The sequence below is a fragment of the Rhizobium sp. IY2 genome, from assembly GCF_047532935.1.
Classification (GTDB): Bacteria; Pseudomonadota; Alphaproteobacteria; order Rhizobiales; family Rhizobiaceae; genus Rhizobium; species Rhizobium anhuiense.
The window spans coordinates 119,219-144,740 of the sequence record NZ_JBLKNU010000007.1; the positions used below are offsets into that span (position 1 = coordinate 119,219).

General features: G+C 61.9%; 20 protein-coding genes. 15 read left to right on the plus strand and 5 right to left on the minus strand.

Annotated elements, in window-relative coordinates; translation table 11 throughout:
- Positions 1-166: 166 nt before the first annotated feature.
- The 3 genes from ACMUVN_RS21425 (at position 167) to ACMUVN_RS21435 (ending at position 3,868) form a co-directional block, all read left to right on the plus strand.
- A complete protein-coding gene (locus tag ACMUVN_RS21425; protein WP_028757530.1) occupies positions 167-994 on the plus strand; it encodes an ABC transporter substrate-binding protein in 828 nt (275 codons plus the stop codon).
- Between the two features lie 102 nt (positions 995-1,096).
- Positions 1,097-2,635, plus strand: a complete 1,539-nt coding sequence (locus ACMUVN_RS21430; protein WP_028757529.1) for an amino acid ABC transporter permease/ATP-binding protein — start codon at positions 1,097-1,099, stop codon at positions 2,633-2,635.
- A gap of 96 nt (positions 2,636-2,731) precedes the next feature.
- Complete coding sequence (locus ACMUVN_RS21435; RefSeq protein ID WP_029868063.1) at positions 2,732-3,868, plus strand: NAD(P)/FAD-dependent oxidoreductase; 1,137 nt, start codon at positions 2,732-2,734, stop codon at positions 3,866-3,868.
- A gap of 39 nt (positions 3,869-3,907) precedes the next feature.
- On the opposite strand, the gene ACMUVN_RS21440 is transcribed toward ACMUVN_RS21435, so the two are convergent.
- Entirely contained in the window at positions 3,908-6,412 is a 2,505-nt protein-coding gene (locus ACMUVN_RS21440; protein ID WP_029868062.1) for a methyl-accepting chemotaxis protein, read from the minus strand.
- A gap of 426 nt (positions 6,413-6,838) precedes the next feature.
- Here ACMUVN_RS21440 and ACMUVN_RS21445 point away from each other — a divergent pair, with 426 nt between their 5' ends.
- Positions 6,839-7,360: a hypothetical protein gene (locus tag ACMUVN_RS21445; protein ID WP_029868061.1), complete on the plus strand. Its 522-nt coding sequence runs from the start codon at positions 6,839-6,841 to the stop codon at positions 7,358-7,360.
- Positions 7,361-7,383: 23 nt separating this feature from the next.
- On the opposite strand, the gene ACMUVN_RS21450 is transcribed toward ACMUVN_RS21445, so the two are convergent.
- Positions 7,384-8,112, minus strand: a complete 729-nt coding sequence (locus ACMUVN_RS21450) for an endonuclease/exonuclease/phosphatase family protein (protein WP_063473763.1) — start codon at positions 8,110-8,112, stop codon at positions 7,384-7,386.
- A 155-nt stretch (positions 8,113-8,267) separates the two neighbouring features.
- On the opposite strand from ACMUVN_RS21450, the gene ACMUVN_RS21455 reads away from it, so the two are divergent.
- Positions 8,268-9,230, plus strand: coding sequence for a lysylphosphatidylglycerol synthase domain-containing protein (locus tag ACMUVN_RS21455; protein ID WP_063473762.1), 963 nt, complete (start codon positions 8,268-8,270; stop codon positions 9,228-9,230).
- Here the strand turns inward: ACMUVN_RS21455 and ACMUVN_RS21460 are convergent.
- The gene (locus tag ACMUVN_RS21460) at positions 9,177-10,673 is read right to left on the minus strand and encodes a phospholipase D-like domain-containing protein (protein ID WP_097631250.1); all 1,497 of its coding nucleotides are present in this window, start codon (positions 10,671-10,673) and stop codon (positions 9,177-9,179) included. The two genes, ACMUVN_RS21455 and ACMUVN_RS21460, sit on opposite strands and share 54 nt — an antisense overlap.
- Before the next feature lie 118 nt (positions 10,674-10,791).
- Here ACMUVN_RS21460 and ACMUVN_RS21465 point away from each other — a divergent pair, with 118 nt between their 5' ends.
- The gene (locus tag ACMUVN_RS21465; RefSeq protein WP_132575492.1) at positions 10,792-12,048 is read left to right on the plus strand and encodes a DUF763 domain-containing protein; all 1,257 of its coding nucleotides are present in this window, start codon (positions 10,792-10,794) and stop codon (positions 12,046-12,048) included.
- Between the two features lie 119 nt (positions 12,049-12,167).
- Here the strand turns inward: ACMUVN_RS21465 and ACMUVN_RS21470 are convergent, their stop codons facing one another.
- Positions 12,168-12,617, minus strand: a complete 450-nt coding sequence (locus ACMUVN_RS21470; RefSeq protein ID WP_047619183.1) for a pyridoxamine 5'-phosphate oxidase family protein — start codon at positions 12,615-12,617, stop codon at positions 12,168-12,170.
- 113 nt (positions 12,618-12,730) lie between these two features.
- Entirely contained in the window at positions 12,731-13,648 is a 918-nt protein-coding gene (locus ACMUVN_RS21475; protein WP_097543762.1) for a DMT family transporter, read from the minus strand.
- Positions 13,649-14,040: 392 nt separating this feature from the next.
- On the opposite strand from ACMUVN_RS21475, the gene ACMUVN_RS21480 reads away from it, so the two are divergent.
- The 9 genes from ACMUVN_RS21480 (at position 14,041) to ACMUVN_RS21520 (ending at position 25,451) form a co-directional block, all read left to right on the plus strand.
- Positions 14,041-15,069 carry a substrate-binding domain-containing protein gene (locus ACMUVN_RS21480; protein ID WP_047619177.1) on the plus strand — a complete coding sequence of 343 codons (1,029 nt, stop codon included), beginning with the start codon at positions 14,041-14,043 and terminating at the stop codon, positions 15,067-15,069.
- A gap of 65 nt (positions 15,070-15,134) precedes the next feature.
- Positions 15,135-16,676: a sugar ABC transporter ATP-binding protein gene (locus ACMUVN_RS21485; protein WP_414815439.1), complete on the plus strand. Its 1,542-nt coding sequence runs from the start codon at positions 15,135-15,137 to the stop codon at positions 16,674-16,676.
- A 28-nt stretch (positions 16,677-16,704) separates the two neighbouring features.
- Positions 16,705-17,697 (plus strand): ABC transporter permease, encoded by a 993-nt coding sequence (locus tag ACMUVN_RS21490; protein WP_047619222.1) that lies wholly within the window; start codon positions 16,705-16,707, stop codon positions 17,695-17,697.
- A 1-nt stretch (position 17,698) separates the two neighbouring features.
- Positions 17,699-18,703, plus strand: coding sequence for a sugar-binding transcriptional regulator (locus tag ACMUVN_RS21495; protein ID WP_063473755.1), 1,005 nt, complete (start codon positions 17,699-17,701; stop codon positions 18,701-18,703).
- On the plus strand, positions 18,700-19,695 hold the full coding sequence (locus ACMUVN_RS21500) for an aldo/keto reductase (protein ID WP_047619220.1): 996 nt from the start codon (positions 18,700-18,702) through the stop codon (positions 19,693-19,695). The genes ACMUVN_RS21495 and ACMUVN_RS21500 overlap by 4 nt, the downstream gene beginning before the upstream one ends.
- 12 nt (positions 19,696-19,707) lie before the next feature.
- Positions 19,708-21,456, plus strand: a complete 1,749-nt coding sequence (locus ACMUVN_RS21505; protein ID WP_063473754.1) for a glycerol-3-phosphate dehydrogenase/oxidase — start codon at positions 19,708-19,710, stop codon at positions 21,454-21,456.
- Positions 21,429-22,271: a class I fructose-bisphosphate aldolase gene (locus tag ACMUVN_RS21510; protein ID WP_132575490.1), complete on the plus strand. Its 843-nt coding sequence runs from the start codon at positions 21,429-21,431 to the stop codon at positions 22,269-22,271. The genes ACMUVN_RS21505 and ACMUVN_RS21510 overlap by 28 nt, the downstream gene beginning before the upstream one ends.
- Positions 22,272-22,302: 31 nt before the next feature.
- The gene (locus tag ACMUVN_RS21515; RefSeq protein WP_132575488.1) at positions 22,303-23,829 is read left to right on the plus strand and encodes an FGGY-family carbohydrate kinase; all 1,527 of its coding nucleotides are present in this window, start codon (positions 22,303-22,305) and stop codon (positions 23,827-23,829) included.
- Positions 23,826-25,451 carry a GMC family oxidoreductase gene (locus tag ACMUVN_RS21520; RefSeq protein WP_165932277.1) on the plus strand — a complete coding sequence of 542 codons (1,626 nt, stop codon included), beginning with the start codon at positions 23,826-23,828 and terminating at the stop codon, positions 25,449-25,451. The genes ACMUVN_RS21515 and ACMUVN_RS21520 overlap by 4 nt, the downstream gene beginning before the upstream one ends.
- The last annotated feature ends 71 nt before the right edge of the window (positions 25,452-25,522 follow it).

Sequence of the window (25,522 nt, forward strand, 5' to 3'; positions counted from 1 at the left end):
AGTTGTTGACGGCCGGTCAATTGACGGATATCAAATATGTTGTGAGACCGGTCTCTTTATACAGGAGACCGGTGTCTTGTCCAGAAGACTCTGCCGCACTATGCGACGGGGGCGGGGCGACGCGACAATGCCGACAAGAGCATTCCTTTCAGAGCGGAGAACGAACATGAAGCCTTTTGAATCATTTGCGGCCACCCTCGCCCCATTGCGGGCCGGCCTTTTGACATGCCTTCTTGCAGTGGGTGCAGGATCCGCGGCGGCGGCTGACAATCCCTATAAGCTAATCGAGCCCGGGGTGATCAGCGTTGGCACGATGGGCGATTCCAAGCCCTATACGTTTGCGACGGCGGACGGCCAGTTCACGGGTTTCGATATCGAGCTGTTTCTCAACGTCGTCTCCCGCCTCGGTTTTCCAAAGGACAAGGTGACGTTCACGGGCCAGGAATTTTCAGCCCTTCTGCCGTCGGTCGCTAACGAACGGTTCGATGTTGCCGTTGCGGCGATCGGAACCACCGAAGCCCGCAAGAAGACGGTCGACTTTTCCGACGGCTATCTTGCCGGTTATCTCTCTGTCTTGACTGCGGATGCCGCCATCAAGGATGCCAGTGGCCTCAAGGGCAAGCGTCTCGGCGTCGTGCAGGGGACCTTGCAGGAAGTCTATGCGGCCAAGAATTTCGGTGAGACCGATCTGGTGAAATTCCCCGACAACAATTCCGCCGTGGCCGCCCTCAACAACGGAACGATCGATGCGCACTTTCTCGACTACGAGGCCGCCAAGCAATATGGCGAGCGCTATCCCGCGCTGAAGGTTGCTGTAAACATCCCGTCCTTCGATGCGCCGGCGGGCTTCGTGGTCAAGAAGGGAAATGATGCCTTTCGGACGGCGCTGAACGGCGCGCTTCACGACGCGATGCAGGATGGCACCTGGAAGTCCCTTTATGAAAAGTGGTTTCCCGGCTCGCCCATGCCGGACCAGTATCTTCCCAAGAAGTAAGGCCGCAGGCCGGCCGTTCAGAGCGGACGGCTGACAAATGGCGCTGCCGATCGCAGCCTGCGAGCGGCAGCGTGCCCGGCAAGGGCTCCAATGGGGATCTCGATGAACTGGCTTGAAAATCTGCGCCGCAGCTTCCTCGACTGGGATGCCATGGCGGAAGTGCTGCCGAGCATGATCAGCGTCGGCCTGAAAAACACGTTGATCCTGGCCGCTGCCTCGACCGTGCTCGGCGTCGTCATCGGCATGGTTCTTGCCGTGATGGGCATCTCGCAGTCCCGCTGGCTGCGGCTGCCGGCACGCCTCTATACCGATGTTTTCCGCGGGCTGCCGGCGATCGTCACGATCCTGATCATCGGTCAGGGTTTTGCCCGGATCGGCCGGGAGATCTTCGGTCCGTCGCCATTTCCGCTCGGCATCCTGGCGCTCAGCCTGATCGCCGGTGCTTATATCGGCGAAATCTTCCGGTCGGGGATCCAAAGCGTCGAGCGCGGTCAGATGGAAGCCTGTCGGGCGCTCAGCATGAGCTACGGGCAGGGCATGCGCCTGATCGTCATCCCGCAGGGCATCAGGCGCGTTCTGCCGGCGCTGGTCAACCAGTTCATCGGAAACGTCAAGGATTCCAGCCTTGTCTATTTCCTCGGATTGCTCGCCTCCGAGCGGGAGATCTTCCGTGTCGGGCAGGATCAGGCCGTCGTCACAGGTAATCTGTCGCCGCTGCTGCTAGCGGGTGTTTTCTACCTTGTCATCACCGTGCCGCTGACCCACTTCGTCAATTATATCGATGCGCGACTGCGCCTGGGAAAACAAGGCCACGGCCCCGGCACGGCAAGTGGGCTGCTCGAGGTGAGCGAGTTGCAGGCCGCTGCCGGTCCGCAGTCCGCGGCCAAATCTGTCGAGGAGATGGAACCGCGCTTCAAGGGTGGGGCCCTCAATATCCGGGACCTGACCATGGCCTATGGCCATCTCGACGTCCTGAAGGGGGTCGATCTCGACATTGCCGCCGGGACCGTCACCTGCATCATCGGCCCCTCCGGCTCGGGAAAATCGACGCTGTTGCGCTGCATGAACAGGCTTGTCGAACCGAAAGGCGGTGACATCCTGCTCGATGGCGAAAGCATCCTGGCGATGAAGCCGGAGAGGCTGCGCCGGCGTGTCGGCATGGTGTTCCAGCACTTCAACCTGTTTCCCGATCACACGGCGTTTGAAAACGTCATGCTTTCGCTGACGAAGATCAAAAAGATGCCGAGACAGGAGGCGCGACGCATCGCCGAGGCGCGTTTGGCCGAGGTCGGTCTCGCAGAGCGCAAGGATCATCGCCCGGCAGGTCTATCGGGCGGGCAGCAGCAGCGCGTCGCCATCGCGCGTGCGCTTGCCATGGATCCGGAACTCATCCTGTTCGACGAAGTAACCAGTGCGCTCGATCCCGAACTGGTGAAGGGCGTTCTCGACCTGATGGCCGCTCTCGGCCGCCAGGGCATGACGATGGCCGTGGTGACGCACGAGATGGGATTTGCCCGCAGGGTGGCTGACCAGGTCGTCTTCATGGATGAGGGCCGCATCGTCGAAGCCGGCTGCCCGGAGCAGATATTCGACAATCCCCAAAGTGAGCGATTGAAGCGCTTCCTTGCCGAGGTCCTGTAAAGCGCCCGAGGCAAGGCATGGGCGCCGGTCTTCCGCACGCCGGATGCACCGGATTTTTCACCCGATGTAGAAAGAGCAGGAAACAAGGTTATCGACATGAATGCTTCCACCAAACCCGTGAAGGTCATCGTCATCGGCGGCGGGATCTTTGGCGTCTCGACGGCCGTTCATCTGGCGCGGCTCGGGGTCCGCACCGTGCTCGTCAATGACGGCCCGCTTGCCAACGGTGCCTCCGGCCGTTCGCTTGCCTGGCTCAACTCGGCGCGTAAACGTTCCGATGCCTATCACCGGCTGCGTTTGGCCGGCATAGATCGCTATCGCACCCTGGCCGCCCGATATCCCAATGCGCCGTGGCTGCGTTTCGACGGCGGCCTGACATGGGATGCGGACGATGCCGGCAACGAGATCGCCGAGATCTTCGACTATGAGCGCGATCGCGGCTATCACGCGCAATGGCTCGCCCGGGAAGGAATTGCCGGGACGACGCCAGGTGTCGACGCAAGCGCCGTGACGCCGCAAGGCGCGATCTTCAACCCCGGGGAGGGCTGGATCGATCTTCCGTCCTTGATCGCCACACTCGCGGAAGAGTTCCGCTCGCTGGGCGGTGAGATCATTACCGATGCCGGGCGCGCGACGGTCGATGTCGAAGGCGGGCGGGCCTGCGGCGTGATCACGGCCGACGGCATCCGCCGCGATGCAGATGCCGTGCTGCTTGCTGCGGGCGGCGATGTTCCCGCAATCGTGGCCGAGGCCGGCCAGCTTATCGAGGATGCAACGCCTGTCGCCCTTCTCGTCAGGACCAAACCGATCCGCCACCCGCTGAAGGCCGTACTCAATACCCCCCGCATTGCCATCCGGCCGACGCCCAGCGGCGGCTTTGCGCTCGATTCCGCCTGGTCCGAGGAAGAGGTGAGCGTGAAGCCTGACGGCAGCTACGAAGTCAGGCAATCGACGCTGGACGGGCTGCTGCGCGAGGCCTCAAGGGTTCTCGAAGGCAATCCGAGACTGGAGATCGAAGATTATGGGGTCGGGCCGAAGCCTATCCCGGGCGATGGCGAGCCGGTCTTCGGCGAGCTGTCGTCAATCCCTGGCTACTTCGTTGCCTTCAGCCACAGCGGCGCCACCCTCGGCCTGATTGCCGGCGAATTGCTGGCGGACGAAATCGTCACTGGGCGCCGCCATCCACTGCTGGCGGAGTTTCGGCCGGAGCGTTTCAGCGCGTCGCGACAGTGAAGGTCGCGAAGCTCGAGCCGCTGGCCGGGGGTGACGGTTCTATGCCGCAGCGGTTCGACGAAGCGTGTCCGCTTCCGCCAATTGGAACTGATCGATCAATTGGAGGAGTATCCTCGTCTCGTCGGCAAGTTCCTTCGTCGCCGCGCTGGTTTCCTCGACCATGGCCGCGTTCTGCTGCGTCATCTGGTCCATCCGGTTGACGGAAGAATTCACTTCATGAAGGGCGTTATACTGCTCTCTGCTCGAGCGGGCGATCACGTCCATCTGCTCGGAGGCTGTGACCACTTTCGCCGAAATGCTTTCGAGGACTTCGCTCGTTTCGCGCACGACACGCGCTCCATTGGCAATCTCCGTCTGCGAACGTCCGATGAGCTGTTTGATCCTTTGGCCGGCCTCCGCGGAGCGCTGGGCGAGCTCGCGCACTTCCTGGGCCACGACCGCAAAGCCCTTTCCGGCCTCGCCGGCGCGGGCCGCTTCGATGCCGGCGTTGAGCGCAAGCAGGTTCGTCTGAAATGCGATTTCGTCGATGACGCCGATGATTTGAACGATCTCGTCGGACGCCGCTTCGATCTTGCTCATCGCATCGATAGCACTGGCGACGACCTGGGATGACGAATCGGCCGCCTGTTTGGTGTCGGTGATGATCTGATGGGCGTCATCGGCGCAGGCTGCAGACGAACGAACCGTCGTGGTGATTTCTTCGATGGCTGCTGCAATCTCCTCGAGTGCGACGGCCTGTTGTTCCGTGCGCCTTGCTAGATCGCCCGCGGCGAGATCCATTTGCCCGGCATTGCCTTCGATCATCCGGGTGTTCGTGCGGATCTGGTCGATCGTTTCCTGCAGCCGCAGCAGCGACGCGTTGAAATCGTTGCGAAGCTGCTCCAACCGTCCGAAAAAGGGTGTCGCGATCGTCTGCGAAATGTCGCCCTGCGCCAGTCGACCAAGACCCTGCGCCAGTGCCGTCACCGCGAAGTCTATCTGCTCTTCGACCGCGCGTTTTTCCTCATCGTTGCGATGCCTTTCCTCTTCGGCCTTCGATCGCTCGATCTCGCTGCGCTCCTCGATCTCGACCTTGGCGATGGCATTGTTCTTGAATACGCCGAGCGCGCGGGCCATATCGCCGATTTCATCGGCCCGGCGCTCGCCAACGATTGATGTTTCGAGCTTGCCATCCGCCAGGCGCCTCATGGCCGAGGTGATCTGATTGATCGGGCCCTTGAGCGTCACGGTCAGCCCGACGCCTGCGAGGATCGCGATCACCACGCCGAGGATCGTCGTGCCGAGAGACATCGAGTTGGCGTCCGTGCGTTCGTCGGCCGCGTTCTGCCGCTGCATTTCGGCGAAAGCCGTCAGTTGAGACCACATCCCGTCCACGTCGGCGGCGGCCGAACGGAATTCCTCCTGGCGCTGTGCGCTGATGTGGACGAGGTCCGCGGCAGCCTCCTGCATCTTGTCCAGCGCCGGCAGAAGCTTCGATTTGAGTTTGTCGAACTGCGCAACGCTGCCGGCGTTGGAAATCAGCATGTCCAGGCCTTTCCTGACAGCGGTAATTTCCTGCGAGAGTCTCTGAAGATTGGCGTCCGTCGGCGCGAGCGTCAGTTTGGCCATGACGATCTGAATCACGTAAGCCGACGTGATCAGTTTCTGGCCGTCTCTCTGGCTGGTCTTGGCGCGCTCGACCGGCTTGGCAATCTCGGCCGCCTTTTCCGTTGCCGCCTTCACCCGCCGTGCGGCGGCCGCCTGCAATTCAGGCAGTCTGCCGACGATCTGGCCCATCGCATTGCTGAGGCCGGCTGCGCGTTCCTCGGTTTGACCGGTGGCCTCGACAAGCGGCTTCAAGGAAACAATGGCGTCGTCGATCGCCTTTTTGGCCTCCGGCGCTTCGCCGGCCAGCGCCATCGCCAGGACCCGCTGCTGCCGGCCGAGTTCTTCCATGTCGGGCCCGCCGATACCGGCGGCTTGAACCTTGTCGTTAAACGTCTGGGCGAAGGACAAGAAGTCCGAAATACGCTGCGCATCGCCCAGCATGTTGCGTGCTTCGTCCTCCTGGCTGTCGGCAGCCCGCTGAAGAACCTTGGTACCTTCGACGATATCCGTCTGGGACGACACGACGACGCTTAATGCCTTCTGAAGATCGATGAGCAGCGCCGCCCGGTTCTCCTGAAGTCGCCAGAGCGAATCCATGCGGGTTGAAATTCCGTCGATGGAGGATTGCGCCTGCTCGAGCTCCTGCTGACCGCTGCGATCGGCGGCGAGCTTATCGATGCCGGCTTTCAGAAGGGTGCGTTGATCGGCAAGTTTTCGGGTGACGACATCCCGGTTTTCTTGCGTGGCATTGGTGAGGAACTCGCCCATCGCGGCCGACAAATCCCGAAAGCCGCTCAAGGACTGCAGGACGGAATTGGAAATATCCATCCGCCCCTGGAGCAGGCTCGACGCATAAAAACCTGTCGCGCCCACGGCCATGATGCTCAAGACGAACGGAATGATGAACACCATCACCTGCGTCTGGATTCGAACGCGTGACAATAGCCTTCCCAACATGAGTCCCTCCTCGGCTCACAGCGTCTCGTTACGGCGCCGGGCGCAGGGGCTGTTGCAGTTCGCCTCCCGTCGAGTGAAAATCCTCTTCCGCCTGAGGCGGTCGCCGCACAGGTTTGCTCGCAACCAGCGGCCGTTCGCCCCTTCCTCTTGACCTTCCGAAATTCCTGGATCCGTCGGAAGGAAATGCCTGAAGAAGAACAATCAATCTCGGGTGAAGATGCCGATCCCCTCGAACCGGTTCTGCACATAATCCCTGCCGGACGCATGACGCATCAGTGGAATAGATATTTCATACTGCACGACTCGTGAAATATTCGTTTCAATATTCGCCGAAACCAGCATTTTGTCCAGCCTGGGAAGCGGCGGCCGATGCATCCTTCTGAGCCGTCAGACGTTCTATCGCCAGGAAACAACTGGAGACGCATCATGTTGAAGGACGAACGCGGAGAGATCGGCACAAATAGGGGTATGCCCGGCGGTGCCGGCACCGCACCCGCGGCTTTCGAAGAAGCCACCATCAATCCCGATCTCATCAGACGTGAGGGTTTCGCGAGCGAGGCCGACTATCGGGCGTATATTGCAACACTCGGTGGTCATGATCCGGTTGGCGACATCGTCGAGGAACCTCTCCTGGTCTCTGATGGTGATGTCTCCGATGGTCATGCCCTGGAAGGCCGCTTGCGAGAACTGAGAGAAGAGATCGAAAACCTCCGCGCGCGCCTTCACGTGATCCAGCATCAGGCTGCGACCGTCGTTGCGGAGAACGTCCGTTGGGCCGATGCAAGCGCCCATGCACAGCTCGGCAATCAGCCCTGGCTCAAGCTGGCAGGCGCGATGGCGGCAGCATTCGTCGTTACGCGGGGCATCCGGCGGCTGCCTCTGGGAGCCGTGGCGACGACGGCGGTGCCGTTGGTGGCGGCGGCGATGAACCGGAAGTTCGCCAGGTGACGTCTGTCAGCGTCGACGACTGATCACGCGAAACCGATTTCCGCTAGCAGAGGCAGGTGGTCGGAGGCGACTCTTGTAAGCCGGTTTTCCAGGACCGCCGCCTGTTTGACGATGAGATCCTCGGTGACGAAGATGTGGTCGAGGCGCATCAGCGGGTAGCGGGATGGAAAGGTCGCTCTCGGCGCGTTGCTGCCTGCGAGCTGGGCGTCCTTTAATGAGCGCGCGGCAAGTCGGTAAGTCGCCGACGACGGAATGGCGTTGAAATCGCCGCAAAGAATGCTGGGAAGCGCTTCGTCCGCCGTGCCGCGCAGCCAGCCGGAGTTCAGCAGTGTCGTCATCTGCCGGATACGCTCGCGTCCGCGAAGGCCGAGATGGGTGTTGACGACCAGCAGTTTTCGGTCGCCGACCAGTATTTCGACGGACAGCGCTCCGCGCTGTTCGCCGATGGATGGCAGCGGGCCGGCCTTGACCGCGCCCGTCGGCAGCGCGGTGATGATCGCGTCGCCATATTGCTCCTCGGCAACCGACAGCGCTGGATGGAAATGCGCCTGCATCTTCAGCAGCGAGGCAATCATATGGGCCTGGTCGACGCCGCCGGTCCTGCGCCTGAGGACATCGACCTCCTGAAGCGCGACGATATCGGCCCCGGCCTCGGCGATGACGGAAGCGATGCGGCCGGGATCGAGCTTCCGGTCGCTGCCGATACAGCTGTGCACGTTATAGGTCAGAAGTTTGATCGATTTATTCGGCATTGGCCCCGCTGAAAAGCTTGTTCCCTCCGGGAGAACACGGAACTCGTTCCTCCCCAGGGAGAACATAGAACGTGTTCTCCCTGGGGAACACAGAACTCGTTTGATCGTTCCAGATCATCGAGCCGTCGCGCTCGCATCTCGGAAACGGACAATCGATGAGCTTGAAAAGCGTAATCTGGAATGGACTGCTCGTGGCCGCGCTTTGCCTTGCGGTCTTTCTCCTCTATCGGATCTTCCAACAGTATAGTCTCGAGCAGATCGTCCAGTCGGTTCGCAGCATTCCTTTTTCGACCTTCTGCACAGCCCTTCTGTTTGCGGCGGCATCCTATCTGTGCCTCAGCTGTTTCGATCTGCTGGCGATCCGTTCGCTCGGCAAATCCTTGCCCTATTACAGGATAGCGCTGACTTCATTCATCAGCCTGTCGCTCGGCCACAATATCGGCTTTGCCGGCCTGAGCAGCGGCGCCTTCCGCTATCGTTTCTATTCTCGCTGGGGGCTGACGGCGGAGGACGTGGCGAAGGTCATCCTGTTTTGTGGCGTCACGGTGGGGTTGGGGCTGATCACGCTTGGCGGTCTCGCCATGATCGTCAATCCCGGTGATGCCGGGCGTCTGCTGCGCATTGATCCGGGAAGTGTGGGCATCTTCGGCGCGGTGGCGCTGGTCGTGCCGGTTGTCTATACGGGCCTGGCGTTCTTCATCCGCGGCACGTTGCGGATGTGGCGCTGGTCGTTTCAGCTGCCGCGATTTTCGACCGCGGTCGCGCAGGTCGGGGTCGGGACGCTCAACTTCATGCTCGTCTCCGCCTGTCTGCACCAGATGCTCTCGGCCTTTGGCGACGTCGCCTTTTTCCGGTCGGTGACGGCTTACGTGCTCGCCAATTCGGCAATTCTCGCAACACATGTTCCGGGCGGCCTCGGTGTGCTCGAGGCGACCGTTTCCTATGCCGTGCCGAAGGAGGCCTCGATCGGCGCGCTGATTGCGTTCCGCTGCGCCTATTTCTTCATCCCGCTGGCGCTCGGATCCACGCTTCTCGTCATCAGCGAGATGATCTTCCGGCGGAGATCACGCCGGCCGGATGAGGAGGCGGACGAGCGCGCCGAGGCCCAGTCGGTCTAAGGGTGCGAAGGGTCGAACCGGGTCGAAGAGGCCTGTGCCTGTAATCGGTGAAATGCTGCCCGACAGCGCGACGGTGAATTCCCGCAAGCCCCGAGGCCCGTCATTGAGCGCATCGACCGCAGCGATGACCGAGCCGCTTTGCGCAAAGGCTGCGGCAAAGCTTTCGGGTTTGGTTCCGAGATATTCCGAAAGCAGGCGATTGCGTAAATCCGCGATTGCGCGGCGGTGCTCGTCATTGCCAGCCTCGAACAGCATGTCGCATTCGCAATCCAGCCCTTCCGAGCGATTGTTGAGGTTGGAGGAGCCGATGCGGACCAGTTCGTCATCGGCGATTATCAGTTTGGAATGGACGAGCACCTCCACCTCGCCGTCCTCTCCCGGCGTGACCGCGTAATAGACACGCAAACGGCCGGCGCGATCGGCGCGTTTGAGGCGGCGGATGACGCGGTCGCGATTGCCGCCCATGACGAGCTTTTCGATCAGCCCGTGAGAACTTCGCGTACAGATGATGACGACCTCAGGCCCGTCTTCCTCCTGCAGCCGCGCGGCAATGGCGTCGGCAACGCGGAAGGACGCGAGATATTGCGCCTCGATGTAGAGCTGCCGCCGCGCGCGGGCGATGACGTCCGATGTCATGGCGATGCCGTCGCTAATGCCGGGGCGAAGTGCGGTCGAAGGCTCCGTCAGCGCGAAGCTGACCGCAACCTCCCTCATGGAAATGGCGAGATCGTCCGGCCAGGCGAAGGGGAAATTTTCGGCCAACGGCAGGTGGATCTCGCCGGTGGCATTTTCCCAGCGCTGCCTGGCGATGTCGCCGATCAGCCTGGCGGCATCGCCGGTGACCATTGCCTGAACGTCGTGGAGCGGATCGTAGGAAACGCCCTCCGGGTCGCGCCGCAGTTTCTCCTCGGCGCGATGGCGCCGGGTATCCCATCGCCGCGACGTCAGGTCTATGCCGCCGATGAAGGCGACGGCGTCGTCGATGCAGACGAGCTTCTGATGGTGGCAGCCGCGCAATGTCGGCTGAAGCTCGAAGCGCAGATCGATCCGTGCATTCCTGGGAAAGTTCTTCTTTCGCAGCACCTGCAGGGATTTCTCCGAATAGATCGGCCCGAGCGTCCAGATGAGGATGCGTATTTCAAGCTTGGGATTTACCGCGGCCAGGGCATGCAGCAGATCGGCCAATGTTTCGTCGGATTTTTCCGGTTGCATCCGGATGTCGGGATTGAAATCCCATCCGATGATCCAGACAGTGCGCCGCGCCTGCCGCAGCACGCGCGCCAGTTCGGCGAAATAGCTGTTGCCGTTGATCAGGAAGGCTGCCTTCGCCGCGCTTCCTTCCAAGCGCAAGGCGCCGCCCTCCTGTTTTGGGCGGTCGCCTGGTCGTTGTGATTTTGTCTGGGGCAAGTTCGGGTCATTGAAGATGGTTTCGAATGTCGTCATGATTGCCTCGGCCTCTCACTGGGAGAGCAAACGCCTGGAATATTTTTGGGTTCCCTGTCGCGCCGGATGAGGCGAACATGCCGGCAACGACGGGCGATACAAAGTGCAAGGAAACGAGATGTCACAACGAGCAGGCAGCGCCGATCTTCCCCTTCACGGGGGACGTGTGCCGCATTGGCTCGGCGATCGGATGACGCGGCTCGGCACGCTGATCACCGAGGCGATTGTCCATCACTATGGCCGCGACGAATTCCTGCGCAGGCTCGCGCATCCCTTCTGGTTCCAGTCCTTCGGTGCGGTCATGGGCATGGACTGGCATTCCTCCGGCATCACCACCAGCGTTCTCGGGGCGCTGAAGCGTGGGCTGAAGCCGCGTGCCGGCGAACTCGGCCTGCATGTCTGCGGCGGTCGCGGCGCGCATTCGCGCAAGACCCCGCAGGAGCTTGTCTCGATCGGCGAGCGTGTCGGTCTCGACGGGGAGGGGCTGGCGACTACGAGCCGTCTCATCGCCAAGGTCGACAGTGCTGCCCTTCAGGACGGGTTCGATCTTTATCTCCACGGGTTCATTGTTGCCGATGACGGCCATTGGGTGGTGGTGCAGCAGGGTATGAATGGCGACAGGCGGCAGGCCCGGCGCTATCACTGGCTGTCGGAAGGACTGGAGAGTTTCGTCGACTCGCCGCATGCGGCAATCGAGGGAAGGAGCCAGGGCGAGATCGTCAATCTGGCCGACAGGCGCGCCGAGCGCTCGCGGCGCGGCCAGCTCGATCTGCTGGCGACGCTCGGCCCCGACCGGATCATCCGCGAGGCCGCCGCGCTGCAGCGTGCCGAAGAACCGGCGCCCGAACCTGCCGAACAGCCAATGCTGCCGCACCTGATCATGCCAGCCCATCACGACGTCCGCGAGAGCGACGTCAATATGCGGCGCCTGCACGGAAATCTCGCCGCCGCGGCCGATCGCGGACCAGCGGATTTCGAAGAGCTGCTGCTCGTTCCAGGCGTCGGCGCCCGCACGGTGAAGGCGCTGGCGATGGTGGCGGAAGTCGTCCACGGCGCGCCTTGCCGCTTTTCCGATCCGGCGCGCTTCTCGATCGCCCATGGCGGCAAGGACCGACATCCCTTTCCGGTTCCGCTCAAGGTCTATGACGAGACCATCGCCGTGATGAAATCGGCGGTGCAGAAGGGCAAGCTGGGGCGGGAGGAGGAGTTGCAGGCGCTGCGGCGCCTGGACGACCAATCCAGGCAGATGGAACGCTATGTGACCGGCCCCGACCTCAAGGAAATCATCGCCGGCGAATTCCGGCACTCCGCGGATTTCGGCGGCCGCAGCGTGTTCGGCTGGGAGCCGCCGCCGGTGGATGAGAGTGGTCATTGACGTGATCTGCCGACCAATGCGCGCCAGCCTCACATCATGCGGGGCGGGCCATTAGATCCATAGAACGGGCCGTGTGCATCATCGAAACATGCAAGGGCGCAGGGGCGGCCATGCTTTCCTTAACGCGCGGAGCCAGGCAGGGCGATCTCACCGTTTTCCTCTCCATCCCAGTACCGGATGGAGGACGCCGAAACCTTGATGAGAACGATCCCAGGAGTGTCCACTCCTTCAGGAAACCACCGCTCGAGATCGGGGACCCAATGTTCTTCAAATGTCGCCTTGTCCCGTACCAGTGAGGCAAAGCCCTCGACAGCGATGAAAATCCCCGGCTTGCCGAGGAGGCTGGGAGGCGCCGTGAACGTCAGCGAGACGGCGTCGATGCCTTCGATCTCGGTGATTTTTCTGCTGTCTTCATACGAAAAGAACCAGGAATCCCCGTCATATTCGACGTCGCCGTTATTGCTCATCGGTCGGGCCGAGATGCGGCCCGACCCGGCGTTCGTAGACAGCATGCAGAAATCGATCTTCTTCAGTTGCGAGGATAGGTCTTCGAGGGTCATGGACGCCATTGTGATCTCCCGTGTTTGAATGCTCGGGAGTAGCGTGCAAGCGTCCAGATTGTTCCGTGGAAAGTCCACGTGACTATGTCTCTATCCCTCTGAAGATAAGCAGCGCTGTAGCTTCAATGGCCGTCGGGCGGGACGGCCTCAATCGGAACCGTTTCTTTCAGATTCTTCCGGTGGAAGATGAAGAGCCCGGCAACGACGATGATTGCGGCGCCGATGATGACCTGCATGTCGGGAACATCATTGAAGAAGAGGTAGCCGAGGATGATCGCCCAGAGCAGCAGCGTATATTGGAGCGGCGCGAGCAGCGATGCCGGTGCAAGCTTCAGCGAGCGGGTGATCAGCAGATGCGCGCAGGTGGCGACGATGCCGAGGAGCAACATGCCGGACCAGTCGACAATCGTCCCCGGCTGCCAATGGCCGATGCTCAAAACGATGCCGGTGATGAGCGCGGCGACCGTCTGCCATGTCACGAGCGTCGTGTCGCTGGTCGAGCGCAGATAGCGGCTCATCACCAGCGACAGTGCAAAGGCAAGGCTGCCCGCAAGGCCGAAGAGCGACGGAAGCGACAGCATTGCGGTTGACGGACGCAGCGCGATGACGACGCCTGCGAAGCCGATCAGAACGGCCAGCCAACGCCGCCAGCCGATTTTTTCTCCGAGAAAGAAATGCGAGAGCGCCGCAATGTAGATCGGCCCGGCCATATAGAAGGTCATGACGTCTGCGAGCGGCAGATAGGCGACGGCGGCGTAAAACAGCGCGACATCGCAAGTCGCCATGAAAACGCGTATGAACTGGAGGCCCTTCTGCTCGACGCGGAACAAACCCATCGGTCCTTGCCGCAGGATCATTGGTCCGAGCACAATGAAAGCGCCGACCGAGCGGATCACCAGCACCTGACCGACGGCAAAGCTCGCAACAAGCCACTTGCCCATCGCATCGTTCAGCGCAAAAAGCAGATCGCCAAGCAGCATCAGCACGACGCCTGTTATGATCAGGTTTCCGGCATTGGCTACACCAGTCTCGGTCTTCATTTTAGACATCCTTGCAAAAGCGGCCGCGAATACGCGGCCGAGTGCGGCTTCGGCCTTAACCCTGCCGATGTCAATGGGCCGGTTGAAGAGATTGCAGTCGAACCCGCAAACGACCGTCTTCAGGCCTGTCGACCCACGGCTTCATCAGCCGCCGCATCAAGTGCCTCTCATGAAGCGGTGCCTTCGAGCGCCAAATGCGGGCAACAATCGCCATGCAGGACGCTGACGTTTGAAATATATTTCACATGATGAATTATATTGACACCGCTCCGCCGTTGCGATTATCTGCCCATACCGGACTTCGAGGAGGAACTCCGGTCTTCAATGGATCATCGGCAGCCGCTGAGGCGCCGCCGGATATTTGGGAGGGGCTTCGGCCTCGAGGAGGAAACTTGCGCAGATTTCTAAGCACGACCGCATTGGCGGTCCTCGCATCGACGCTTTATGCCGGCGTGGCCAGCGCGGACGCGGAAAATCCGTTCCGCTGCAAGCCCGGTGAAAAATACGTCATGAATGTCATGGTTTCGGGCGTCGAATATTGGTTCCCGGTCTATGAAATGTTCAAGCAGGCCGGTCAGCAGCTCGGTTGCGAGACGGCTTATACCGGCACGCCGGAATATGACGTCAACAAACAGATCGCCACCTTCGACCAGGCGCTGGCCCAGAACCCGGCCGGTATCCTCGTTCATCCGATGAACTCCGATCCGTTCATCGAGCCGATCAACCGGGCCATCGATCAGGGCACGGCGGTCGTCACCTTCGCAGCCGACGCGCCGCTGTCCAAGCGCATCTCGTTCATCACGTCGGACAATACCCGCGAAGGCACCTATGCGGCCGACGCGATTGCCGAAAAGATGGGGGGCAAGGGTGAATATGCCGTTCTGGAAAATCCGGGCCAGGACAACCACGACAAGCGTATCGCCGCCTTCATCGCCCGAATGGACGAAAAGTATCCTGACATGAAGCTGGTCGGCCGCGCTGCGTCCAACCAGGACCCGAACAAGGCCTATCAGGGCTTGATGAGCTTGGTGCAGGCACATCCGAACCTTGGCGCCGTCTTCATGCCGGAAGCGAACTCGGCCATCGGCGCTTCGCAGGCCAACAAGGAAAGCGGCGGCAAGATCCTCGTCATGTGCGCCGACGTCAACGCCAACATCCTCGACATGATCAAGGCGGGCGAAGTGTTCGGCTCGATCAACCCGAACCAGGGCATGCAGGGTTACATGGGCTTCATGCTCCTGTGGCTCGCCAAGCATCCCGAACTCATCGACCCGATGAACGACGCCAAGCGCGCCAGCTTCAACCCGATGAGCATTCCGTTCGTCGACAACGGCCTGTCGATCGTCACGGCCAATAATGCCGACGACTTCTACTGGGACAAGTACCTGAAGCGGCGGGGCACCAAGGGCATCGAGGAGTAAACCTTTGTGCCTGCTGTCCGGGGCTTCAAGCTCCGGGCAGCCATCGCGAGCGTGAGGAGGAAATTATGGTGGCGTCGGTGCCGGTTCTGGAAATCCGCAATGTCAGCAAGCACTTCGGTGCAGTGAAGGCGTTGACGGATGTGAGCTTCAACCTGGAAAAAGGCGAGGTTCATGCACTTTGCGGCGAAAACGGCGCGGGCAAGTCGACGCTGATGAACATCATTGCCGGCGTGCTGCAGCCGACCGACGGGGACGTCCTTGTCGATGGCGTGCCGATAAAAGTGGCGTCGCCGGCGGTGGCGCAATCGCTCGGGCTTGGCCTCGTGCATCAGGAAATCGCGCTTTGCCCGGATGCGACGGTGGCCGAGAACATGTTCATGGCCGCGACCAACCGCCGCCGCTCGCCTTTCATGAATTATGGCAGGCTGGAACGGGATGCGCAGGCCGTGATGAACCGTCTGGCGCCGATCGATGTTCGCCGCAAAGTCGGCGACTTGTCGATATCAAGCCAGCAGCTTGTCGAGATCGCCAAGGCACTGACGCTCGATTGCCGGGTGCTGATCTTCGACGAACCGACGGCGGCTCTGACGGAAGCGGAGGCGCAGGTCCTGTTCGGGATCATCCGCGACCTCAAGGCGCAGGGTATTTCGATCATCTATATCAGCCACCGCATGGCCGAAATCTTCAGCCTGTGCGACCGGGTCACCGTCTTTCGCGATGGCCGCTATGTCTCGACGGAGACGGTGGCGGACTTGACGCCGGATGATGTCGTGCGCCGCATGGTCGGGCGCGAGATCACCCAGCTCTATCCAGAAAAGCAAGCGCCGGCGGAGCGGACCGGCGAGATCATTCTGAGCGTCCGCGATCTCGGCGACGGCAGCCGCTTTACGGATGTGAGCTTCGAACTGCGCAAGGGCGAAATTCTCGGCGTCGGCGGGCTCATCGGCTCCGGGCGCACCGAGATAGCCGAAGGCATTTGCGGGTTGCGGCCGGTGATCGCCGGCGAGGTGCAACTGCATGGACAGCGGCTGCCGGCGCACTCCTATGCGAAGGCCGCGCAGGCGGGTGTCGTCTACCTGTCGGAAGACCGGAAAGGCTCCGGCATCTTCCTCGATCTTTCCATCGCCCAGAACATTGCCGTTCTCGATTTGAAATCGCTGACCGGACCCCTGGGACTGTTGAATTCCAAAGCCGAGGCGGATCGTGCCCACGAGCTGGTCCGGCGGCTCGGGGTGCGGATGGGGGGCATCGACATGCCGGTCTCGTCGCTGTCGGGCGGAAATCAGCAGAAGGTAGCGATTGCCAAGCAACTGGCGGTCAATCCGAAGGTCATCCTGATGGACGAGCCAACCCGCGGTATCGATGTCGGCGCCAAATCGGAAATCCACCGGCTGCTGCGCGATCTCGCGCGCTCTGGCATCGGCATTGTCGTCATCTCGTCGGAACTGCCGGAGCTTCTCGGTCTATGCGACCGGGTGCTGGTCATCCACGAGGGCACCGTTGCAGGCGAGGTCGAGGACGAGACGATGACGGAGGAAGCGATCATGCGGCTCGCGTCGGGTATCGGCGGTCTTAACAATTCAAAGGCATCAGAGCATGCCGCATAAAGAAAACGCAGGGGCGGGAGACAAGGTCATGGCGGACGCTACATTGGCAACGGTACATCAGGCACGCGCGCCCGGCTGGAAACGGCTGGGGACAATGCGCGAGGCGGGACTGATCGCGATCATCCTGGCGCTCTGCATCGTCATGAGCTTTGCCTCGCCGCATTTTCTGACGCTCGGCAATTTCCGGGCGATGCTGATGTCGTTCTCGGTGGAGGGAATCGTCGTCGTCGGCATGACCATCCTGTTGATCGTCGGCGGCATCGACCTGTCGGTCGGCTCGGTCGTCTGCTTCTCGATGGTATTGTCTGGCTCGCTGTTCCTGATGGGGCTCGATCCGTGGAGCGCATCCCTGATCGGGATCATAGCCAGCGGCCTGATCGGCTGCGTCATGGGCTTCTTCGTCACGGTCGTCGGGCTCAACCACTTCATCACCTCGCTTGCGGCGATGGTCATCGTGCGCGGCATCTGCCTGATCATCACCAAGGGCACGCCGCTGTCGCTGTTCACCTTGCCGCCTTCGTTCAAGGCGGTCGGGCAGGGCACGTTCTATGGCGTCCCCTATGTGATCCTGATTTTTGTTGCGGTCGTCGTGTTGTTCGATTTCCTGCTGCGCCGGGCAACCGCCTTCCGCAAGGTGTTCTACACCGGCAGCAACGAGAAGGCGGCGCTCTATTCCGGTATCAAGACCAACCAGGTGAAGTTCTGGGTGACGGTGCTTTGCGCCACGCTGTCGGGGGTTGCCGGGGTGATCTACATGTCCCGCTTCGGCGCCGCTACCCCGACCTTCGGCGTCGGCATGGAGCTCAATATCATCGCAGCCGCGGTGATTGGCGGCGCGTCGCTGAATGGCGGCTCCGGCACGATCCTGGGGGCAATTCTCGGCATTGCCCTCCTGTCGGTCGTTACAAGCTCGTTGATCTTGCTCGACGTGTCCGTCTATTGGCAAGACATGATTAAAGGCTGCATTCTGCTTGCTGCCGTCTCGATCGACCATTTCCTGCACAAGCGGAAGGCTGCCTGACATGCCGATAGCCAAACTCAAACCCGCAAACGCGCCGCGCGAGGAAATCGTCATCGCCCGGCAGATGCACCAGGCCCTGGTCTTGCATTTCCTCGAGGGACTGACACAGGCGCAGATTGCCGATCAACTCGGCATCTCGCATGCTACCGTCAACCGCCTGATCAAGCGCGGCCGGCAACTCGGCCTGGTCGAGATCAAGATCAAGTCGCCGGTCGAGCCGCTGGTCGATATGGAGGAACAGCTGCGAGCGCTTGGTGGCATCGGCCGCGCCGTGGTGGTGCCGACTGTGTCCGACAATCCGCAAACGGCGCTTCAGGCCGTCGGCGAAGCGGCAGCGCGGTTGCTGCTGGAAGAGATCATCGATGGCGATACGATCTGCATCACGGGAGGCAAAGGCGTGAGCGCCGTCGTCGCCGGCTTGCAGCCGTCACGTCGTTTCAATGTCGAGGTCATTCCAGCTACGGGCTGCGTGCAGGGTAAGCACTATACCGACGTCAACCATGTCTCGACCTTGATGGCCGACCGGCTTGGGGGACGTTCCTACCAGATTCACGCGCCGCTCTTTGCCGACGATGCCGAGCAGCGGGCAATGCTGATCAACATGCGTGCCGTCGCCGACGTTTTCAAACGGGCGCGCGAGGCGAAGGTCGCGGTGGTCGGCATCGGCTCGATCCTGTCGGACGATTCGAGCTATTACGACCTGCATCCCTCCTCGAGCACCGACCGCGCCGCGATCGAGCGGTCCGGCGCCTCCTGCGAATTGCTGGCGCATCTGCTCGATGATCATGGCCAGGTCTGCGACTACAGCCTCAACCGGTCGCTGGTGTCGCTGACGCTGCCGGAATTCGCCTCGATCCCCACCAAGATCGGCGTGGCGAGCGGGCCGAACAAGGCAGGCCCAATCCTCAGCGTTCTCAGGGGCAATCATCTCGATACGCTGGTGACCGATGAGGCGACAGGTGCGCGGGTGCTGGCACTGGCGAATGGCGAAGGAAAATGGGCATGAATGGACAGCAATTGACACGTGAGATCGGCAAATCCGGCGTTTCCGCCTCGGCGGTCGGGCTGGGCACCTGGGCGATCGGCGGCTGGATGTGGGGCGGGACCGACGAGGCCGAATCCATCGCCGCAATCCAGGCATCGATTGACGCCGGCGTAACGCTGATCGACACGGCGCCAGCCTATGGGCTTGGACGTTCCGAAGAGATCGTCGGCAAAGCGTTGGCTGGGCGACGCGACAAGGCTGTGATCGCCACCAAATGCGGCCTTGTCTGGCATACGCAGAAGGGCCGTCATTTCTTCGACCAAGACGGCAAGCCGGTCCACCGTTATCTCGGCGGCGATGCGATCCTGCATGAGGTCGAGGAAAGCCTGAGGCGGCTCGGAACCGACTATATCGACCTCTACATCACCCATTGGCAGGACCCGACGACCCCGATCGAGGAAACGATGCGGGCGCTGGAAGACCTGCGAACATCGGGCAAGATCCGGGCGATCGGCGCAAGCAATGTCAGTTCCGACGACCTCGATGCCTATCTCGCTGCCGGCGGTCTCGACGCGATCCAGGAGCGGTTCAGCATGATCGACCGCGAGATCGAGGCAGAGCTTCTGCCGCTGACCAAGGCCAACGGCATAGCGACGCTGAGTTACTCGTCGCTGGCGCTGGGGTTGCTGTCCGGCACCATCGGTCCGGACCGTGTGTTTTCCGGCGACGACCAGCGCAAGGACAATCCGCGCTTTTCAGTCGACAACCGCCAGAAGGCAGCGGCGCTCGCCGACGCCATCCGGCCGCTCGCAGAAAAACACGGCGCCAGCATCGCCCAGATCGTGATTGCCTGGACGCTGGCGCAGCCGGGCGTCACCTTTGCACTTTGCGGGGCGCGCAATCCGGCACAAGCGCTCGACAATGCGCGGGCCGGGACCATCCGGCTGGATACGGCCGATCTTGCGGCCATCGATACGGCCATAGCGGCGAAACTGACTGATATGGACAGGTAGCGGATCGCCATCATGAAACGGCAAGAAATATTGGACGGGCTCCGCCAGAGCCCGAAGGTGGACGTCTGCGTCGTCGGCGGCGGCATCAACGGCATCAGCGTCTTTCGGGAACTGGCCCTGCAGGGGCTGAACGTGCTGCTCGTCGAGAAGCACGACTATTGCTCCGGTGCCAGTTCGGCGTTGTCGCGCATGGTCCATGGCGGGCTTCGCTATCTTGAAAACGGCGAATTCAAGCTGGTGCAGGAATCGCTGGTCGAGCGGGACCGGCTGCTGCGCAACGCGCCGCATTACGTCGCGCCGCTGCCGACGACGGTGCCGGTGTTCGATATCTTTTCCGGCCTCGGCAATGGCATTGTCCGCTTCCTTGGCCTCAGCCGCCGTCCGAGCCGACGTGGCGCCGTCGCCATCAAGGCGGGCCTGAGCATCTATGATTTCCTGACGCGCAAACGGGCATTGATGCCGCGCCACCAGTTTCGCGGCCGGCGCACAACGCTTGCCAAGTGGCCGGCGCTCAATCCCGACATCAAGAGTTCCGCCACCTATTTCGACGCCTGGGTCAGCCATCCGGAGCGGTTGGGCATCGAGCTCCTACAGGATGGTCTTTTGGCAAAGTTCGGAGTGATGGCGCTGAACTATGCCGAACTGCGGCGTACCGAAAATGGTGAGTATCACGTCGAGGATCAGATCGGCGGCGCGTCCGTTGCCGTCGAACCGGCGCTGATCATCAACGCCACCGGTGGCTGGATCGACCTTGCCAATCAAACCCTGTTTTCGCCAGAAGCACGGCCGTCACCACTGATGGGCGGCACCAAGGGCTCGCATCTCATCATCGACAATGCGGAGCTGCGCGACGCACTTGCCGATCACATGATCTACTACGAGAACGAGGACGGGCGGATCTGTATTGCTTTTCCTTATCTCGGTAAGGTTCTCGTCGGTTCCACCGATATCCGCGTCGATGATCCGGAAACGGTGCGCTGCGAGGCGGACGAGCGGGATTATATCCTGCAATCGCTTGCCTTCGTGCTGCCCGATATCACCATTCGGCCGGAGCAAATCGTTTTTCAGTTTTCCGGCGTGCGGCCGCTGCCGGCGAGCACCGACAGCTTTACCGGACGCATCCCGCGCGATCATTTCTGCACCATGCTGGAGCCTCCCGATGGCGGTGCGCCGGTGCTCTGCATGATCGGCGGCAAGTGGACGACATTCCGGTCCTTCGGGGAACTGGCGGCCGACATGGCTCTGGAAAGGCTCGGCAGGCGGCGCCGCGTTGCGACAACCGATCGGCCGATTGGCGGCGGTCGGGCCTTTCCCGCGAACACGCCCGCCTGGCTAGCGCAGATGGCAGCCAGCAAAGGCCTTTCCGCAGGGCGCATGGCTGAGCTGTTTGCCCGATATGGCACGGATGCCGAGGCGATTGCCGGCTTCATCGCGCCAAGCCCCGATGAAGCGCTGCCGCACGCCGCCTACTCGGTGCGCGAATTGCAGTTCCTGATCCGCGAGGAAGCGGTGGAACATCTCGACGACCTGCTTTTGCGGCGCACGACGCTTGCCGTTTCGGGCGAGCTTTCACTCGACATGATGGACGCCGCACTCGACCTGCTGGCGCAGGATAAGAACTGGACGCTCGCGCATCGCGCCAGTGAGCGCGTCCGCTTTCTCACCCTTCTCAACGAACGCCACGGCGTCGACGAAGACATGCTTTCCGCAAGGAACGAACCAAGGAGCACAGAATGCGACACAACAGCAAAGTCCGGATGAACCGGCTGTTCGGCGGCGGCCGCTGCCTCGATGTGGCGATCGATCACGGCGTCTGCAACGAGCCGTCCTTCCTCAACGGGCTGGAGGACATTCAGGCCGTCGTCAAGGCGCTGGTCTCTGCCGCGCCGGATGCGATCCAGATGAATTACGGCCAAGCGGACCTGCTGCAGGACGTGCCCGGCAAGGACAAGCCGGCGCTGGTCATGCGCATCGACATGGGCAATCCCTATAACCGAATCCGCCACCGCGACATGTGGGCGGTGCTGCAGAACGACGCCGAACCGTTGATCGGCGCGATCGAGATGGATGCAGCCTGCGTCGTCGTCAACCTGTTCATGCTGCCTGATGAGCCGGATCTGTTCCGCCAGTGCGTGCAGAATATTTCCCGCGTGCGGGCCGATTGCGACAAGTATGGCATGCCGCTGATGATCGAGCCGCTGGTGATGCAGCCGGTCACCGAAAAAGGGGGTTATATGGTCGACGGTGACGCGGACAAGATTGTGACGTTGACGCGGCTCGCCCGTGAGATGGGCGCAGATATCGTCAAGGCCGACCCAACCACCAATGCCGAGGATTTCCACAGGGTGGTGGAAGCAGCCCGTTGCCCGGTTCTCGTCCGCGGTGGCGGCAAGGAAGATCTTCGTGCCGTCTTCGACAAATCGGCGGCCTTGATGCGACAAGGCGCTCTAGGCATGGTCTATGGCCGCAACATCTATCAGCACGCCAATCCGAGGGCCGTGGTGCGCGGACTGATGGCGGTCGTGCACGAGGATGCGAGCGGCGATCAGGCGTTTGCGCTCTACCAGCAGGGTTGAATGCGATCTCGAACCTTGGGAGGGGTTCAGCATGGGAAACTATCTTTTGGGGCTCGACGCCGGAAACACCGTCATCAAAGCGGTGATTTTCGACCTGAGCGGCAACGAGATCGCGGCTGCGTGGGAAGAAGGGCGCAGCCGCATGCCGAGCCCGGGGCATGTCGAGCGAGGGCTGGACGAACTCTGGACGAATGCACGGCAGGTCATCCGCGCCTGCATCGAAAAGGCGGAGATCCAGCCAGAGGAAATCGCAGCGATCGGTTGCGCCGGGCATGGCAACGGTCTCTATGCGCTTGATCGCGACGGTGCTCCGCTGCTCGGCATCCAGTCACTTGACACGCGGGCCGCCGGCCTGGTCGATGAATGGCGAGAGGCCGGCGTTGGTGACCGGACCTATCCGATTGCCCGCCAACGTCCGTGGCCGTCCCAGACGCCGACATTGCTTGCCTGGCTCAAGCGTCACCGGCCGGATCTGTTCAACCGCATCGGTACGGTGTTCTTCTCCAAGGATTTCGTCGTCAACCGCCTGACCGGCCGCCGCGTCAGCGAGGTGTCCGATATGTCGGGTGCCGGTCTGCTGGATCTTGCCGCGCGCCGTTACGACAAGGCGCTGATGGAGGCCTATGGACTGGGAGATTGCATGGACCTCTTGCCGCCGCTCATCGAAAGCGCCGACATTGCCGGCACGGTAACGGAAGAAGTGGCGACGCAAACCGGGCTCGCCGCCGGTACTCCTGTGGTCGGCGGGCTGTTCGACGTCGTCGCCTCGGCGCTCGGCTCGGGCGTTTCACGCACCGGCAGCGCCTCGATCATCGCCGGCACCTGGAGTATCAACCAGGTCATCATCGATGGCCCCGACCTCGACGGGCCGGTGTTCATGTCGTCGACCTTCGATCGCAGCCGCTACATGGCGATGGAGAACAGCGCCACCTCGGCTGCCAATCTCGAATGGCTGGTGCGGGAGTTTTTCGAAGGCGAGCATGCGGAAGACGTTTCGCCCTTCGATGCCTGCTGCGCGCTGGCCGAGGCGATCGAACCCGCTGCAGACGACCCGCTCTACCATCCGTATCTCTACGGCGCCCAGCAGGATGGCCATGCACGCGCCGGCTTCTACGGTCTTGCCGGTTGGCACACCAAGGGGCATCTCGTTCGCGCGCTTCTTGAGGGCGTCGCCTTCGGTCATCGCCAGCACATCGAGGCGATCCGAAAGGCCGGCGCGGTCTTCAACGAAGCCGTGCTGTCCGGCGGCGGCTCGCGCAGCCTGATCTGGCCTCAGATCTTTGCCGATGTGCTCGGCGTTCCGGTCAGCGTTGCCCGCTCGCGTGAAACCGGTGCGCTGGGAGCGGCGATTGCAGCCGGAACCGGCGTCGGTGTCTTCGCAGACTTCGGCGCCGGTGCTGCGGCCATGGTCCGGACCGAGCGGTATTATCGTCCGGATGTCTCGCTTGAGGCACATTATGCGCGGCGCTACGCTCTCTATCAGGATATCGCCGAGGCAATGGCACCGCTCTGGCGGCGTCTGACGGCGGTCCCGCTGGCAGCGGGAGCGGCGGCATGAACATGCGGGTGAATGATGGGGCCATCGATGCGGGACGCTACGACTACATCATCGTCGGCGCGGGATCGGCGGGATGCGTTCTGGCCAACCGGCTGTCGCACGATCCGAAAACTCGCGTCCTGCTGCTCGAAGCCGGCGGCAGCGACCGATATCACTGGGTGCATGTGCCGATCGGCTATCTCTATTGCATGGGCAATCCGCGCACCGATTGGATGATGAAGACGGCGGCGGAAGCCGGACTGAACGGCCGGTCACTGCCTTATCCGCGTGGAAAAGTGCTGGGCGGCTGCTCGTCGATCAACGGCATGATCTATATGCGCGGCCAAGCGGCCGATTACGACGGCTGGCGGCAAGCCGGCAATTCCGGCTGGGGCTGGGATGACGTGCTGCCCTATTTCCTGAAATCCGAGGACAATTATCGCGGGAAGTCGCCGATGCACGGGGCAGGCGGCGAATGGCGGGTGGAAAGGCAACGGCTTTCCTGGCCGATCCTCGATGCCTTTCGCGATGCGGCCGAGGAGCTCGGCATTCCAAAAACCGACGATTTCAACGATGGCGACAATGAGGGCTCCGGCTATTTCGAGGTCAATCAGCGCGGCGGCCTGCGCTGGAACACGACCAAGGCCTTTCTGCGCCCGGCGATGAAGCGGGCCAATCTGCGCGTGCTGACCCGCGCCGAAACCGAGCAGTTGGAATTCGACGGCAGGATGGTGACCGGCGTGCGGTTCCGGATGAACGGGCAGAAACATCTGGCTCGCGCCGATCGCGAGGTCATCCTGTCTGCCGGTGCGATCAATTCGCCGAAAATCCTCGAGTTTTCCGGCGTCGGTCGCCCGGATGTGTTGTCCGCTGCCGGACTGGACGTCGCCCACGAACTTCGGGGTGTCGGCGAAAACCTGCAGGACCATTTGCAGATCCGTACGGTCTTCCGCATCGAGGGCGCAAAGACGCTGAACCAGCTCTATCACAACTTGTTCAGCCGAGCGGGTATGGGGCTTGAATATATGCTGCGCCGGTCCGGTCCGCTGTCGATGGCGCCGAGCCAGCTCGGTATCTTTGCCAAGAGCGATCCGGCTGTTGCGACCGCCGATCTCGAATATCACGTGCAGCCCTTGAGCACAGACCGGCTCGGCGAGCCGCTGCATAAATATCCCGCTGTCACCGTCTCCGTCTGCAATCTGCGGCCGGAAAGCCGGGGGAGCGTGCATGTTGGCGGCCCGGACCTTTGCGTGGCGCCGGAAATCCGCCCGAACTATCTTTCGACAGCCGGCGACCGGATGGTTGCGACGAAATCGATCCGGCATGCCCGCCGGCTGATGGAGGCCGATGCCATTCGCAATTACCGGCCGCAGGAGGTGCTGCCGGGCACGGAATATCAGAGTGACGAGGACCTGATCCGTCGGGTCGGCGATATCGCCACAACGATTTTCCATCCGGTCGGCACCTGCAAGATGGGCAGCGACACCATGGCGGTTGTCGATCCGCAATTGCGGGTGCATGGGCTTGCGAGACTGCGGGTGGTCGATGCCTCGATCATGCCGACGATCGTCTCGGGCAATACCAACTCGCCAGTAATCATGATTGCCGAAAAGGCCGCGGAAAGCATTCTATCAGAGGCTTAACGCGGTTTTCCCAGGCGAAGCGCGAAGCGGTTTTGCCGGGAATCGGCGTCATAACAGGGGGTTCGGCCGAA